Raw genomic sequence first — 14,154 nt, 5'->3', positions numbered from 1 at the left:
CGGGGATTCTGGTCGTGTGATCAATGATTGTGCCGGGGCATCTTCTCGGCAATGCGGCGGAAATCCGCAGCGCCTTCGAGAACCGCGCCGTCCGAAAGCTGCGTTACCGACTGACGATAAATGCGCTGCCAGGGCGTCGCATCCGCGGGAACAGCCGGAATGCCGTCTGCCTTGCGGGCTGCAAGCTCCTCATCCGGCACCAGCACGTTACACTCGCCCTTGTTGAAGTCGATGCGGATCACATCGCCCGTGCGAAGCCACGCCAGGCCACCGCCGGCCGCACTTTCGGGCGAGGCGTTGAGAATGGACGGGCTGTCCGCCGTTCCCGATTGCCGGCCGTCACCGATCGTCGGCAGGCTGGTGATTCCTTTTTTCAAAAGCGCATCCGGCGGCTGCATGTTGACGACCTCGGCCGAACCCGGCCAGCCAAGCGGCCCCGCACCACGAATGACGAGAATGGTACGCTCATCAATATTGAGGGACGGATCATTGATGCGGGCGTGATAGTCTTCCGAACCGTCAAAAACCACGCATCTGCCCTCGAAAATTCCCTCGTGCCCCGGCTCGTTGAGATAACGTTGCCGGAACTCCGCCGAGATCACGCTCGTCTTCATGATGGCGAAATCGAACAGATTGCCCTTGAGAACCAGGAAACCTGCCCGTTCCTTCAGCGGCTTGTCATAAGGAAGGATCACATCTCGGTCGGTCGATTCCCGACCTTCCAGATTTTCCGCCACAGTTCTACCGGTCACGGTCCGACAGCTTCCATCGAGCTTGCCCGCCTGCAGAAGCTCCCACATGATGGCGGGCGTGCCGCCGGCTCGGTGATATTTCTCGCCGAGCCATTTGCCGGCCGGCTGTATGTTGGCCAACAGCGGAATATCGTAACCGTGGACCTGCCAGTCCTCTTCACGGAGTTCAACGCCCGCATGTTTTGCCATCGCCGCGAGATGCGGTTGGGCATTGGTGGAGCCACCGATTGCCGAGTTGACGCGGATCGCGTTCAGGAAGGCTTCGCGCGTCATGATGTCCGAGGGCTTGATATTCTCAACAACCAGTTCGACGGCGCGGCGGCCGGTGCGATAGGCCATCTGGCCGCGTTCACGGTAAGCGGCGGGGATTGCACCGCAGCCGGTGAGCGACATGCCGAGCGCTTCCGCAATGGCGTTCATGGTCGACGCCGTGCCCATGGTGTTGCAATGCCCGACCGATGGCGCGGATTCCAGCGCCGCCTGCAGAAACTCCTCCCGGGTGATTTCGCCAGCGCCATATTTGCGGCGCATGCGCCAGATCACAGTGCCGGAACCGACCAGATCGCCCTCATGATAACCGTCGAGCATCGGCCCGCCGGAGAGCACGATGGCCGGAATATCGACCGTGCTCGCCGCCATCAATGCCGAGGGCGTGGTCTTGTCGCAGCCCGTCGTTAACACGACACCGTCGAGCGGATAACCGTAAAGCACTTCCACAAGGCTGAGATAGGCAAGATTGCGGTCGAGCGCTGCCGTCGGGCGCTTGCAGTTTTCGAACATCGGATGGGTCGGGAATTCGATAGGAATACCGCCCGCATCACGGATGCCGTCGCGCACACGCTTCACCAACTCCACATGGACGCGGTTGCAGGGCGTAAGATCGCTGCCGCTCTGTGCGATGCCGATCACCGGCTTGCCGGAACGCAGTTCTTCCGGCGTTACGCCATAATTCATGAAGCGCTCCAGATAGAGCGCCGTCATGTCGAGATGATCAGGGTTGTCGAACCAGTCCTGCGATCGCAGCCGGCGCATGGGTGTCTTCTCGTCGCTCATAAGCCTGCCTCAGCCCTGTTCGCGGTTGTTGAGTTTTTCGAGGTAAAGCAGGATGCCGCTGTGATCGATATCGGCACCGCCGTCACCAACGAAGTCGTCGAATTCCCGCGTCACCTGCTGCGTAAGCGGCAGGGTAAGCGACAGGTCCTTCGCCGTTGCCAACACGCCATTCAGATCCTTGAGCTGGAATTTGGATGGACCACCCGGCACGAAATTGCGCTTCACCATGCGTTCGCCATGCAATTCCAGTATCCGGCTTTCGGCAAAGCCGCCACGTATGGCGTTGCGGAAACCTTCGCGAGAGGCTCCTCCCGCTTCCACCAGCATCATCGCTTCGGCAACCGCGCCGATCGTAATGGCGACGATCTGCTGGTTGGCGAGCTTGCAGAGCTGGCCGGCACCCGAGGGACCCACATAGGTGAGCCGGCCCATCGGTGCAAAGACATCAGCAAGATCCGCGATCAGCGCCTCGTCTCCACCGGCCATGATGGCGAGTGTACCGGCCGTCGCGCCCGGCACACCGCCCGAAACCGGTGCATCGACGTGATGGATGCCAAGCGCCTGAAGCCGGGAGGAGTGTTCACGCGCGATCGGCGGCGCAATCGAGCTGCTGTCGATGACGACAGCCCCCTTTTTCAGCGCTTCGGCCACGCCGGCCTCGAACAGCACCTCGCCCACGGCCTTGCCGTCACTCAGCATGGTGATGACAATATCGGCGCCCTTGGCTGCATCTGCCGGCGATGCCGCGACGACCGCGCCATCGGCAACAAGAGCCTCGGCCTTATCGACACTGCGGTTCCAGACCGTGACCGAAAAGCCCGCACCCAGCAGGCGCCGGGCCATCGGCCCTCCCATCAGGCCGGTGCCGATAAAGGCGACCGAGCGCTTCTTCTCCTCCCCGCCGACACTCATTTCAGTGAACCTCCCAGTTCGTCCTCAATATGAACCTGAATAATCTCTTCGAAGGAGCTTTCCGCCGTAAAGCCCAGTTCGCGGGCACGCTTGGCTTCGAAACCGGGCGCCCAGCCTTCGCACATGCGCATGATCATCTCGTTCGGCTCGCGACGGATGAGGGCGACGGCCTTTTCCCCCGCCACCTTGCGCAGTGCCTCAATCTGCTCGCCGACGGTGGCGCTGAGGCCCGGCATCGACAGGTTGCGGCGCGGGCCGACCTTTTCTACGTCGATCGTGGCGCCATGAATAAGGAAACCGACGGCGGAACGCGGCGAGGCGTGCCAATGGCGAATGCTTTCCGGCACCGGCAGAACCGCCTCCTGGCCAACCAGCGGCTCGCGCAGGATATTGGAGAAGAAGCCGGAGGCAGCCGCATTCGGCTTGCCGGGACGAATGCAGATAGTGGGAAGGCGAATGCCGATGCCGTCAAAGAAACCGCGGCGGCTGTAGTCGGACAGGAGCAATTCGCAGATAGCCTTCTGCGTACCGTAGCTGGTCAGCGGCGTGGTGTGGAATTCGTCCGGGATCGGATAGGGAAGCGGCGCACCGAAGACGGCGATCGAGGAGGTGAAGACCACGCGCGGCTTGTAGCCATCCTTGCCGTTGGCAAGGCGGATGGCATCGAAGAGATAACGCGTGCCGTCGAGATTGATGCGGTAGCCCTTGTCGAAATCGAGTTCGGCTTCGCCGGAGACGATAGCGGCAAGGTGGAAGATGACATCCGGACGGGCTTCGACCAGCTTTTCGGCTTCGCCAGTTGCGGAAAGATCGGCCGCGCGCGCATCGACGGCACCGGAAAAACCGGCAGGCGCTTCGGGCTGGAACACGTCGATAAGCGTGAATTTCTCCACCGCCTTGCCACCCAGTGACCCGTCCTTGACGAGACGCTGCGTCAGCTTGCGGCCCACCATGCCAGCGGCGCCAATAATTGCGATATGCATGTCTTCCTCCTCTTTGTCCCGGTCGTTCTCCCGAGACCGAAAAAACATCATCAGCCAACCGACCGATAAATTAGCTTGTAAGGTTGTCTGATAACCTTATATGATCGAGTTGAAAATAGTATTTTTTCACAAACCGGCAAAAGCAAGGGCGAAGAAGCCTTGCCCGGACATTTCAGGGCGGATTGAGCGGAGAGGGTGGAATGACGATCGTCAGCGAACACGATATCGGGGAATTGCGATTCTCGCTGAAGAACAGGTTGGGCGAAGCTTTGGTGCTCACGTCGCCGGAGGACATGCTGCGTTATTGCCGGGACTGGCATGGCGACGTCACCAGTTCGGCTGTAGCTGTGATCCGTCCCCGGTCGACGGAGGAAGTATCTGATACGGTGCGCGCCTGCGCCGAACTCGGACTCGCCATCATCCCTCAGGGCGGCAATACCGGTCTTGTACTCGGCGGCATTCCCGATGCGCCTAAACGCCAGGTCGTTCTGAGCCTCGAGCGCATGAACGCCATCCGCACCATAGACAGCGATGATTTTTCCGCCGTCGTGGAAGCGGGCTGCATTCTCTCGGAATTCAAGGACGCGGTGCAGGACAAGGGTATGTTCTTCCCGCTATCACTTGGGGCCCAGGGTAGCTGCCGTATAGGCGGTAATGTCTCCACAAATGCCGGCGGCATCAATGTGCTGCGGTACGGGATGACGCGCGAACTGGTCCTGGGTCTCGAAGTGGTGCTACCGGATGGCACTATCTGGAATGGGCTGTCGACGCTGCGCAAGGATAATCGCGGCATCGACCTGAAGCAGCTTTTCATCGGTGCGGAAGGAACGCTCGGCATTATCACCGCCGTTGCCGTCAAGCTTTACCCCAATCCGGAACACGTCGAAACGGCGCTGCTCGGCCTCAATTCGCTTGACGATGCCATCAAGCTTTACCGTCGCGCCCGTCGCGAATGCTGCGACCTGATGTCTGCCTTCGAATTTATGCCGCCGGTCGCCTTCACGCTGGCGATCGAGGCAATCCCCGACCTTAAAATGCCGATCGCCGGTGACTACCCGGCCTATGTGCTGATGGAAATTTCAGGCTCCGGCCTGGTCGACACCGCAGACCTGATGGGCCGCTTCCTCGAAGGCGTCATGGAAGACGGGCTGGTGCTGGATGGCGTCATCGCATCGTCACGGGCGCAGGCGCAATCGCTTTGGCTATTCCGCGAAGGCATGAACGAAGGCCAGGCGCTGCGCGGCAGCCATATGCGCACCGATATTTCCGTACCGCTGTCAAAACTCGCGGCTTTCGTGGCCGAAGCTGAAGCGGAACTGGCGGAAAAACTGCCGGAGTGCCTCGCTGTTTCCTACGGCCATGTGGGAGACGGAAACGTCCACCTCAACGTGCTGCCGCCAAACGGTTCGACGCCGGAAGAGCGCGAAGCATTCATCTACAAGTCCAAAACGCTCGTCAATGAGGTGCTCGACCGTTACGTCGGCAGCATCAGCGCCGAGCACGGCATCGGCCGGTTGAAACGCTCGGATTTCGAAAGCCGGCTATCTGATGTGCAGCGGCGGATGATCACTGGCCTGAAAAACACCTTCGACCCTGATTTGCGGATGAATCCCGGTTGCCAGATAACCCTGCAACCGGATAGCTAATCAAGGTACGGCAGAGGCGGCTGAAACGCCGCCTTAAAAAACCCCGCTGACGGCGAAGGAGGAAGTCGTCTGCAGCGGGAAAAACGAACCAATCGTTTCTGTGGAACGGGAGCAACCATGACGCTGGAGTTCAATCAGATACATCGCAACGATCATCTCCCCGGCCGCATCGCCGCAGAGATCGCACGCGAGATCAACGATTCGAAACTCGGGCCGGGCGACAGGCTGCCGACTGAACATGTGCTGGCAAAAACCTTCGGGGTGAGCCGCTCTGTCATCCGCGAGGCGATAGCACAATTGCGCAATGAAGGTTTCGTTGAAACCCGGCAGGGCGTGGGCGCATTCGTCACCGATCCCCGGCAGAGACTGTCCATCCGTATCGAGCGCTCCCGGCTGAACGATCCGGAGAACTTCCGCGATCTTTTCCAGCTTCGCATGCCGCTGGAAATAGAAGCAGCAGGGCTGGCGGCATTGCATCGTAGCCCGCAGCAGTTGGCGCGACTGGCCGCGGCACTGGAAAAGATGAAAACCGCCGACGACTGGTCGACGGAAGGCGTTGCCGCCGATCTGGACTTCCACCGTATTCTGGCTGAGGCCACACAAAACGAATATTTCCTGATGTTCCTCGGCTTCATTGCGGAGCGCATCAGTTCCGCCATCAACATCGCTTTCTCCCGGGCGGTTTTTGGGGAAATTCTCGAGGTAACGATTGCCGAACATGTGGCAATTTACGAGGCCGTGGAAAAAGCTGATGCGCCCGCGGCCAAGAACGCGATGCGCAAGCATCTGATCGGTGCGGCAAGCCGCGTCAATCTGGAGCTGGATATATTTTGACTGGAAAAAAGGCACTGGCAGTCAAGCTATAGGACAGGTTTCCGCGCTTCATGAGCGATACATGATAAATTTGTCCGCGAGACCGCTAGACTCGCTCGAAAAGTCATACTAAGAAGAATAAGATTAGGTTGTCAGACATCCAGACAATAAGACCGCAGGAGGCGGCCTGTCGGAAGTCTGAAAGGGGAGGATATACATGGCCGGCGTAAGGTCGATCGACGCTACCGCAATTTTGCCTGAGGATTATGAAAACGCTTTGCTCGTCGGCCGCGTCTGGTCGAAAAGCGAAGGCGGCCCCTGCCCCGTCCTCCTCAAGGATGGCGTGCTTTATGACCTCACATCTGTTTCTCCGACCATGTCAGAGCTTCTGGAGAAGACCGACCTGGTGGAGCAGCTCAAGGACACCGGTGCTTTCGTCGCCTTAGGCGCACTGGACGCATTTCTGGACGGCTCAGCCGGCGAACTTCTCGCTCCCAACGATATTCAGGCCGTCAAGGCTGCGGGTGTCACCTTCGCCGACAGCATGCTGGAACGCGTAATCGAAGAGCAGGCCAAAGGCGATCCGCTGCGTGCGCAGGAAATTCGCGGACGGCTGGCGCCTGTTCTCGGCGACAATCTCAAGGGACTTGAGGCCGGCTCCGAAAAAGCTGCCGAAGTGAAGAAACTGCTCCAGGAAATGGGCCTCTGGTCGCAATATCTGGAAGTGGGCATCGGCCCGGATGCGGAAATCTTCTCCAAGGCGCAGGCCATGGCCTCAGTGGGCTGCGGTGCCCTGATCGGCGTCCATCCCAAATCGCAGTGGAACAACCCTGAGCCGGAAGTGGTGTTGGCCATCACCTCTGACGGTCGCATTGTCGGCGCGACGCTCGGCAACGACGTCAACCTGCGCGATTTCGAAGGCCGCTCCGCCCTGCTGCTCAGCAAGGCGAAGGACAACAATGCCTCCTGCGCAATCGGCCCGTTCATCCGCCTGTTCGATGGCAACTTCAGCATTGAAGATGTGAAGAAGGCGCAGATTTCGCTTCTGGTCGAAGGAGAGGATGGTTTCACCATGACGGGCGTCAGCCCCATGGAGGCGATCAGCCGCACGCCGGAAAACCTCGCTTCGCAGCTCTTGAACCGTAACCACCAATATCCTGACGGCGCAGTCTTTTTCCTTGGCACGATGTTCGCGCCGGTAAAGGACCGCCATGGCCCAGGTCTCGGCTTCACCCATTCAAAGGGTGACCGTGTCGAAATCTCCACGCCCAAGCTCGGTAAGCTGATCAACTGGGTCACGACGACTGACGAATGCCCGGAATGGATGTTCGGCACCGCGGCACTGATGCGCAACCTGGCGAAACGAGGGCTGCTCTAGATATTTCTTCGGGAGGGGAAAATGCAAAAGACAATCAATCTCTTTTACCGGATTCTCGAAATCATTCTCGTCGCGCTGCTTGCCGGCATGTCGATCATGGTCTTCGTCAACGTCGTCATGCGTTACACGATGAATTCCGGCATCAATGTCTCGGAAGAGCTGTCACGCTATTTCTTCGTGTGGCTGACCTTCCTCGGCGCGGTGCTGACCTTCCGCGAGAACAGCCATATGGGCATTGAAACGCTCGTGATGTTTCTGTCGCGCCGCGCCCGCATCGTCTGCATGATCATCTCGAACATCATCATCCTGGCCTGTTCCGCCATCTTCTTCTGGGGCACCTGGAAACAGTCCGGCATCAACGCCAGCATGCACGCCCCGGTCACCAAGCTCTCCATGATCTGGGTCTATGGCATCGGCATGTTCACGGGTGGCCTGATGTTCGTGATCGCGCTGGAACGCCTGTACCGCCTTCTGACGGGCCGCGTGACGGAAGACGAAATCGCCCAGTTTGCGGGCGAGAACCTGACGATCGAACAGCTTTCGGAGCGCTGATACCATGACACTTTTCGTTTTTGTCGGCTCTCTTCTGGGAGCCATGGCGATTGGCGTTCCCGTCGCTTTCTCGCTGATGTTCTGTGGCGTCGTGCTCATGTGGTACATGGGCATGTTCAACACCGCGATCATCGCGCAGAACATGATCTCGGGCGCAGACACCTTCACCCTGCTTGCCATCCCCTTCTTCATCCTCGCTGGCGAACTGATGAATTCCGGCGGCCTGTCCCGCCGCATCATCGACTTTGCGATCGCGCTGGTCGGCCACATCAGGGGCGGCCTCGGCATCGTGGCCATCGTCGCTGCCATCATCATGGCCAGCATCTCCGGTTCGGCCGCAGCCGATACCGCAGCCCTTGCCGCAATCCTCATCCCGATGATGGCGAAGGCCGGTTACAATATTCCGCGCTCCGGCGGCCTGATCGCAGCCGGCGGTATCATCGCCCCGGTCATTCCGCCGTCCATGGCGTTCATCGTCTTCGGTGTCGCCGCTAACGTTTCGATCACCCAGCTTTTCCTTGCCGGTATCGTACCCGGTATTCTGATGGGCATCTCACTGATCGTCGCCTGGCTGATCGTGGTGCGCAAGGATAACGTCAAGCCGCTGCCGAAAACCACGGCCAAGGAACGCGTTACAGCCACGGCCCGCGCCGGCTGGGCGCTCGGCATGCCCGTCATCATCCTCGGCGGTATCAAGGCCGGCATTATGACGCCGACGGAAGCCGCCGTCGTGGCTGCCGCCTATGCGCTTTTCGTCGGCATGGTGATCTACCGCGAACTGAAGCCGGCGGACCTGTTCCACGTGCTCCTGCGCGCCGCCAAGAGCACCTCGATCATCATGTTCCTGGTCTGCGCGGCCCTCGTCTCCGCATGGCTTATCACAGCTGCGAACATTCCGAACGAAGTTGCCGGTTACATCGAGCCGCTGATCGACCGTCCGATGCTGCTGATGGCTGTCATCATGGTGCTGGTCTTCGTCGTCGGCACCGCGCTTGACCTGACGCCGACCATCCTGATCCTGACGCCAGTTCTGATGCCCATCATCAAGCAGGCGGGCATCGACCCGGTCTATTTCGGTGTTCTCTTCATCATCAATAACGCCATCGGCCTGATTACCCCGCCGGTTGGCGTGGTGCTGAACGTCGTCAGCGGCGTCGGCCGCATCCCGCTCGGCAAGGTCACGATCGGTGTCTGGCCCTTCCTCGTCGCCGAAACCATCGTGCTGGCGCTGCTGGTGATTTTCCCGGACATCGTCCTCGTGCCTCTGCAGTACCTACGTTAAGTGAAACTTTTTCTCGACCACAGTCCAAGGGAGGATATTATGAGAAAGCTTCTTCTGACCACCACGGCAATCGCCTTCGCAGTTGGCGCGGCAGCGCCGGCAATGGCCGAATTCAACAGCCGCAACATCCGCGTTTCGAACGGTATCAACCAGGATCATCCCGTCGGCAACGGCATCAAGGCCATGCAGGCCTGCCTCGACGACAAGTCCGGCGGCAAGCTGAAACTGACGGCATTCTGGGGTGGCGCTCTCGGCGGTGACCTTCAGGCGACACAGGCCCTGCGCTCCGGCGTTCAGGAGGCGGTCGTCACGTCGTCCTCGCCGCTCGTCGGTCTCATCCCGTCGCTTGGCGTTTTCGACCTGCCATTCCTCTTCGCCAATGCCAAGGAAGCCGATGCCGTCATGGACGGCGCCTTCGGCGACATGATGAACAAGAAGCTGGAAGAACAGGGCCTCGTAAACCTCGCTTACTGGGAAAACGGCTTCCGCAACCTGTCGAACTCCAAGCATGCCGTCAACAAGTGGGAAGATTTCTCGGGCCTCAAGGTCCGCGTGATGCAGAACAACATCTTCCTCGACACCTTCCAGAACCTCGGTGCAAACGCTACGCCGATGGCTTTCGGCGAAGTCTTCTCGGCGCTTGAGACCAACGCGATCGATGCCCAGGAGAACCCCTATGTGACGATCGACACCTCGAAGTTCTACGAGGTGCAGAAGTACATCACGGAGACGAACCACGCTTACACGCCGTTCCTCTTCCTCTTCTCCAAGCCGATCTTCGACAGCTACACGCCGGAAGAACAGGCAGCCCTGCGCGAATGCGCAGTCGTGGGTCGTGACGAAGAGCGCAAGGTCATCCGCGAACTGAACCAGAAGTCGCTGGAAAAGATCAAGGCGGCCGGCCTCGAGGTGAACTCGCTGTCTGCCGAAGAGCAGGCGCGTATCCGCGAAAAGTCGATGGTCGTTTACGAAAAGCACAAGGCTGAAATCGGCGCCGACGTCGTTGACGCCGTTCTGGCGGACCTCAAGAAGATCCGCGGCCAGTAAACCTTACAGCCTACGATGAAAAACACCCGGAGGTTCGCCTCCGGGTGTTTTTGTTTGTGAGGACAGTCAATAGAAAAAGGCTGCCGAAGCAGCCTCTCAGTTCACGCCGTGCGGTTTTGCCGGTTGGCGATGAGGTCCTCGACGACAGCAGGATCAGCGAGCGTCGACGTATCTCCCAGCGCACCAAAATCATCCTCGGCGATCTTGCGCAGGATGCGCCGCATGATCTTGCCGGAACGGGTCTTCGGCAGGCCGGGCGCGAACTGGATCTTATCGGGTGTCGCAACCGGTCCGATCTCGTTGCGCACGTGTTTTACCAGCTCTTCGCGCAGCGCATAGTCGCCGTTCTGCCCCGCCATCAGCGTGACATAACAATAGATGCCCTGCCCCTTGATCGGATGCGGATAACCCACCACGGCCGCTTCCGAAACCTGATGATGCGACACCAGCGCCGATTCCACCTCGGCCGTGCCGAGACGATGACCGGAAACGTTCAGCACGTCATCGACGCGGCCGGTGATCCAGTAATAACCATCCTCATCGCGCCGGCAGCCATCACCGGTGAAATACTTGCCCTTGTAGGTGGAGAAGTAGGTGTCGATGAAGCGCTGATGATCGCCATAGACGGAGCGCGACTGGCCCGGCCAGCTGTCGATGATGCAGAGATTGCCGTCCGCCGGCCCCTCCAGCACATTGCCTTCGGCATCGACAAGCTGCGGCTGCACACCGAAGAACGGCCTTGTCGCCGAGCCGGGTTTCAGATCGGTCGCACCCGGCAGCGGCGAGATGAGAATGCCGCCGGTTTCCGTCTGCCACCATGTATCGACGATCGGGCTCTTGTCCTCACCGACAACATGGTAATACCACTCCCATGCTTCCGGGTTGATCGGCTCGCCCACGGTGCCGAGAAGACGGATGCTGGAGCGCGACGAGCGCTGGACGAACTGGTCACCCGCACCCATCAGCGATCTGAGCGCTGTCGGCGCCGTATAGAAAATATTGACCTTGTGCTTGTCGATGACTTCCCAGAAACGGCCCTGATCCGGAAAATTGGGAACACCTTCGAACATTAGCGTCGTCGCGCAATTGGCCAGCGGTCCATAGACTATATAAGAGTGTCCCGTGACCCAGCCGACATCGGCCGTACACCAGTAGACCTCGCCATCCTTGTAATCGAAGACATATTCATGCGTCATCGACGTATAGACGAGGTAGCCGCCCGTGGTGTGCAGCACGCCCTTTGGCTTGCCGGTAGAGCCCGACGTATAGAGGATGAACAGCGGATCTTCCGCACGCATCTTCACAGGCGGGCAATCCGGTTTCACCGTGGCGATTTCCTGGTGGTACCAGATGTCGCGGCCCGGCGCCCAGCCGGTCTTGCCGCCGGTGCGGCGAACGACAAGAACCTTGTTGACAATGACGTATTGCTTGGCGGCGATATCGATCGCCTTGTCGGTATTTTCTTTCAGCGGTATCGGCTTGCCGCCGCGCACCCCTTCATCGCAGGTAATGACGAAGGTAGACTGGCAGTCAACGATGCGGCCCGCCAGCGCTTCCGGCGAGAAACCGCCGAAAACGACCGAATGGATCGCCCCGATGCGCGCACAGGCGAGCATCGCATAGGCTGCCTCCGGTATCATCGGCATATAGATGGTGACGCGGTCGCCCTTCTTGACGCCGTGCTTCTTCAGCACATTCGCCAGACGGCAGACGTAATCATAAAGCTGGTTATAGGTGATCTTCTTGTCGATATAGGGGTTGTCACCTTCCCAGATGATCGCGGTGCGCTCGCCATGCGTCTTCAGATGCCGGTCAATACAGTTGTAGGAGACGTTGGTGAGGCCGTCCTCGAACCACTTGATCGGCACCCTGCCCTTGAAGGACGTATTCTTGACCTTGGTGTAAGGCTTGAACCAGTCGATCCGACGGCCATGCTTGTCCCAGAATTTTTCTGGATCCTCGACGCTCTCCTGGTACCATTTCTGGTAACGCTCATTGTCGATGAGCGTGCGGGCTTTCGCCGACTTGAGCACCGGGTAGATTTTGGCAGACATGAACTCCTCCTGGAACCGGGTATGGCTTCTGACGCGGCCCGAGACTCCCACCTCAGGCATGTGTTGAATTCATAGCAGGTCAATTGCGCACGGCAATTAGACAAAGGTCATTTGTTTCGCAAAGAATTGCAATTATGATGCAATCCGGTTATAGAGCGGCAATATCCCGGAAATCAGTGGTTGATACCACGCCCGCGACACCGGCGCGGACGGACAGAAGGACTGTATCTATGGCTCAACAATTGCTCATGCCAAAGGCAACGGCTGTATGGCTGGTTGACAACACCGCGCTGTCGTTCGATCAGATCGCCACGTTCTGCAAACTGCACCCGCTTGAAGTCAAGGCAATTGCCGACGGTGAAGCCGCGCAGGGCATCAAGGGCCTAGACCCGATCGCCACCGGACAGCTTTCCCGCGACGAGATTGCCCGCGCTGAAGCCAATCCGAACCATAAGCTGAAGCTTTCCGAGCCGAAGGTACGCGTGCCCGAATCCAAGCGTCGCGGTCCGCGTTACACGCCGGTTTCCAAGCGTCAGGACCGTCCGAACGCCATTCTCTGGCTCGTTCGCAACCACCCGGAACTGAAGGATGCGCAGATTTCGCGTCTCGTCGGCACCACGAAGTCGACCATTGAGCAGATCCGCGACCGCACCCACTGGAACTCGGCAAACCTGACGCCGATGGACCCGGTCACGCTCGGCCTCTGCAGCCAGATCGATCTTGACCTCGAAGTTGAACGCGCCTCGCGTGGCCGTCCGCTGCCGTCCGCCGAAGAGCTGGACAATACACTGCAGCCGGCGACGGCAACGGAAGGTCTGGATTACAACTTCCAGCGCGAAGAAGACGAACAGATCGACGCCGATGCAGTCTTCAAGAAGCTCTCCTCGCTGAAATCCACGCAGAAGGATGAAGACGAGGACGATCAGTACTGATCGACGTTTTCGAATGCTCGAAACCCGGCCTGAGTGCCGGGTTTTTTGTTTATGGCCTTATCGCGTGCCGAAGATCGCCGAGCCCACACGAACACTGGTCGCGCCGAATTCAACGGCCGTTTCGAAATCACCGGACATGCCCATGGAGAGTTTTTCCAAGCCGCATTGCTTGGCAAGTTTCGCCAGCAGCGCAAAATGCGGACCGGGATTTTCATCTGCCGGCGGAATGCACATCAGCCCCTCGACAGCCAATTTCAACTCATCCCGGCAAAGGGCCACGAAAGCGATGGTCTCTCGCGGATCGATGCCCGCCTTTTGCGGCTCGAGCCCGGTATTGACCTGCACATAAAAACGAAGGCTGCGGCCCTGTTTGCTGCACTCCTCGGCAAGCGCGCGGGCGATCTTTTCGCGGTCGACGCTTTCGACGACATCAAACAATGCCACGGCGTCCGCAGCCTTGTTGGACTGCAACGGGCCGATCAGATGCAGTTCTATGCCATCAGTCTTCTCTTTCAGCGCCGGCCACTTGCCCTGCGCTTCCTGCACGCGGTTCTCCCCGAACACGCGCTGGCCGGCATCGATGACGGGCTGGATCGCTTCCGCTTCGAAGGTCTTCGATACCGCGACGAGGGCAACATCTGCCGGCTTGCGGCCGGATTTTTCCGCCACATCCGCAATGCGCTGCCTGACATCCTGAAGTCGTGCTTCGATTTCCATCACAAGACCTTTTTTAACCGTTCGAACCGCTAA

The 14,154-nt window shown here is 59.2% G+C and carries 12 protein-coding genes; 7 read left to right on the top strand and 5 right to left on the bottom strand.

Going from position 1 to position 14,154, the window contains the following annotated elements; all coding sequences use genetic code 11:
* Positions 1-20 precede the first annotated feature (20 nt).
* The 3 genes from K7A42_RS10455 to denD are packed head-to-tail and all read right to left on the bottom strand — an operon-like array spanning position 21 to position 3,700.
* The gene (locus K7A42_RS10455) at positions 21-1,805 is read right to left on the bottom strand and encodes an IlvD/Edd family dehydratase (protein WP_004444006.1); all 1,785 of its coding nucleotides are present in this window, start codon (positions 1,803-1,805) and stop codon (positions 21-23) included.
* Positions 1,806-1,814: 9 nt separating this feature from the next.
* Entirely contained in the window at positions 1,815-2,717 is a 903-nt protein-coding gene (locus tag K7A42_RS10450) for an NAD(P)-dependent oxidoreductase (protein WP_006698294.1), read from the bottom strand.
* Positions 2,714-3,700, bottom strand: coding sequence for a D-erythronate dehydrogenase (gene denD, locus K7A42_RS10445; RefSeq protein WP_045533418.1), 987 nt, complete (start codon positions 3,698-3,700; stop codon positions 2,714-2,716). Before denD ends, K7A42_RS10450 begins: the two co-directional genes overlap by 4 nt.
* 200 nt (positions 3,701-3,900) lie before the next feature.
* Here denD and K7A42_RS10440 point away from each other — a divergent pair, with 200 nt between their 5' ends.
* The 6 genes from K7A42_RS10440 to K7A42_RS10415 all read left to right on the top strand — a co-directional run bounded on the left by K7A42_RS10440 (position 3,901) and on the right by K7A42_RS10415 (position 10,418).
* Positions 3,901-5,346: an FAD-binding oxidoreductase gene (locus K7A42_RS10440; protein ID WP_035207983.1), complete on the top strand. Its 1,446-nt coding sequence runs from the start codon at positions 3,901-3,903 to the stop codon at positions 5,344-5,346.
* Positions 5,347-5,463: 117 nt separating this feature from the next.
* Entirely contained in the window at positions 5,464-6,180 is a 717-nt protein-coding gene (locus tag K7A42_RS10435) for a FadR/GntR family transcriptional regulator (protein WP_035207984.1), read from the top strand.
* A gap of 196 nt (positions 6,181-6,376) precedes the next feature.
* Positions 6,377-7,537, top strand: coding sequence for a fumarylacetoacetate hydrolase family protein (locus K7A42_RS10430; protein WP_282455125.1), 1,161 nt, complete (start codon positions 6,377-6,379; stop codon positions 7,535-7,537).
* Between the two features lie 21 nt (positions 7,538-7,558).
* Entirely contained in the window at positions 7,559-8,089 is a 531-nt protein-coding gene (locus K7A42_RS10425; RefSeq protein ID WP_004444021.1) for a TRAP transporter small permease, read from the top strand.
* A 4-nt stretch (positions 8,090-8,093) separates the two neighbouring features.
* A complete protein-coding gene (locus K7A42_RS10420) occupies positions 8,094-9,371 on the top strand; it encodes a TRAP transporter large permease (protein ID WP_045533426.1) in 1,278 nt (425 codons plus the stop codon).
* A 39-nt stretch (positions 9,372-9,410) separates the two neighbouring features.
* Complete coding sequence (locus K7A42_RS10415; protein WP_004444024.1) at positions 9,411-10,418, top strand: TRAP transporter substrate-binding protein; 1,008 nt, start codon at positions 9,411-9,413, stop codon at positions 10,416-10,418.
* A gap of 101 nt (positions 10,419-10,519) precedes the next feature.
* Here K7A42_RS10415 and acs read toward each other — a convergent pair whose 3' ends face one another.
* Positions 10,520-12,472: an acetate--CoA ligase gene (gene acs / locus K7A42_RS10410; protein ID WP_004444026.1), complete on the bottom strand. Its 1,953-nt coding sequence runs from the start codon at positions 12,470-12,472 to the stop codon at positions 10,520-10,522.
* Between the two features lie 230 nt (positions 12,473-12,702).
* Here acs and K7A42_RS10405 point away from each other — a divergent pair, with 230 nt between their 5' ends.
* Positions 12,703-13,404 (top strand): DUF1013 domain-containing protein, encoded by a 702-nt coding sequence (locus K7A42_RS10405; RefSeq protein ID WP_045533429.1) that lies wholly within the window; start codon positions 12,703-12,705, stop codon positions 13,402-13,404.
* A 57-nt stretch (positions 13,405-13,461) separates the two neighbouring features.
* Here K7A42_RS10405 and K7A42_RS10400 read toward each other — a convergent pair whose 3' ends face one another.
* Positions 13,462-14,121, bottom strand: coding sequence for a YggS family pyridoxal phosphate-dependent enzyme (locus tag K7A42_RS10400; RefSeq protein ID WP_282455124.1), 660 nt, complete (start codon positions 14,119-14,121; stop codon positions 13,462-13,464).
* Between the last annotated feature and the right edge of the window lie 33 nt (positions 14,122-14,154).

The sequence above is a fragment of the Agrobacterium sp. InxBP2 genome (genome assembly GCF_026191755.1).
Taxonomy (GTDB): Bacteria; Pseudomonadota; Alphaproteobacteria; order Rhizobiales; family Rhizobiaceae; genus Agrobacterium; species Agrobacterium pusense.
Note: the sequence above shows the minus strand (reverse complement) of the source record. Positions and strands in the feature narration are given on the sequence as shown.

Excerpts from the sequence above, each read along its gene's own strand:
- K7A42_RS10455 (WP_004444006.1), bottom strand. The coding sequence starts at position 1,805 with ATGAGCGACGAGAAGACACCCATGCGCCGGCTGCGATCGCAGGACTGG.
- K7A42_RS10450 (WP_006698294.1), bottom strand. The coding sequence starts at position 2,717 with ATGAGTGTCGGCGGGGAGGAGAAGAAGCGCTCGGTCGCCTTTATCGGC.
- denD (WP_045533418.1), bottom strand. The coding sequence starts at position 3,700 with ATGCATATCGCAATTATTGGCGCCGCTGGCATGGTGGGCCGCAAGCTG.
- K7A42_RS10440 (WP_035207983.1), top strand. The coding sequence starts at position 3,901 with ATGACGATCGTCAGCGAACACGATATCGGGGAATTGCGATTCTCGCTG.
- K7A42_RS10435 (WP_035207984.1), top strand. The coding sequence starts at position 5,464 with ATGACGCTGGAGTTCAATCAGATACATCGCAACGATCATCTCCCCGGC.
- K7A42_RS10430 (WP_282455125.1), top strand. The coding sequence starts at position 6,377 with ATGGCCGGCGTAAGGTCGATCGACGCTACCGCAATTTTGCCTGAGGAT.
- K7A42_RS10425 (WP_004444021.1), top strand. The coding sequence starts at position 7,559 with ATGCAAAAGACAATCAATCTCTTTTACCGGATTCTCGAAATCATTCTC.
- K7A42_RS10420 (WP_045533426.1), top strand. The coding sequence starts at position 8,094 with ATGACACTTTTCGTTTTTGTCGGCTCTCTTCTGGGAGCCATGGCGATT.
- K7A42_RS10415 (WP_004444024.1), top strand. The coding sequence starts at position 9,411 with ATGAGAAAGCTTCTTCTGACCACCACGGCAATCGCCTTCGCAGTTGGC.
- acs (WP_004444026.1), bottom strand. The coding sequence starts at position 12,472 with ATGTCTGCCAAAATCTACCCGGTGCTCAAGTCGGCGAAAGCCCGCACG.
- K7A42_RS10405 (WP_045533429.1), top strand. The coding sequence starts at position 12,703 with ATGGCTCAACAATTGCTCATGCCAAAGGCAACGGCTGTATGGCTGGTT.
- K7A42_RS10400 (WP_282455124.1), bottom strand. The coding sequence starts at position 14,121 with ATGGAAATCGAAGCACGACTTCAGGATGTCAGGCAGCGCATTGCGGAT.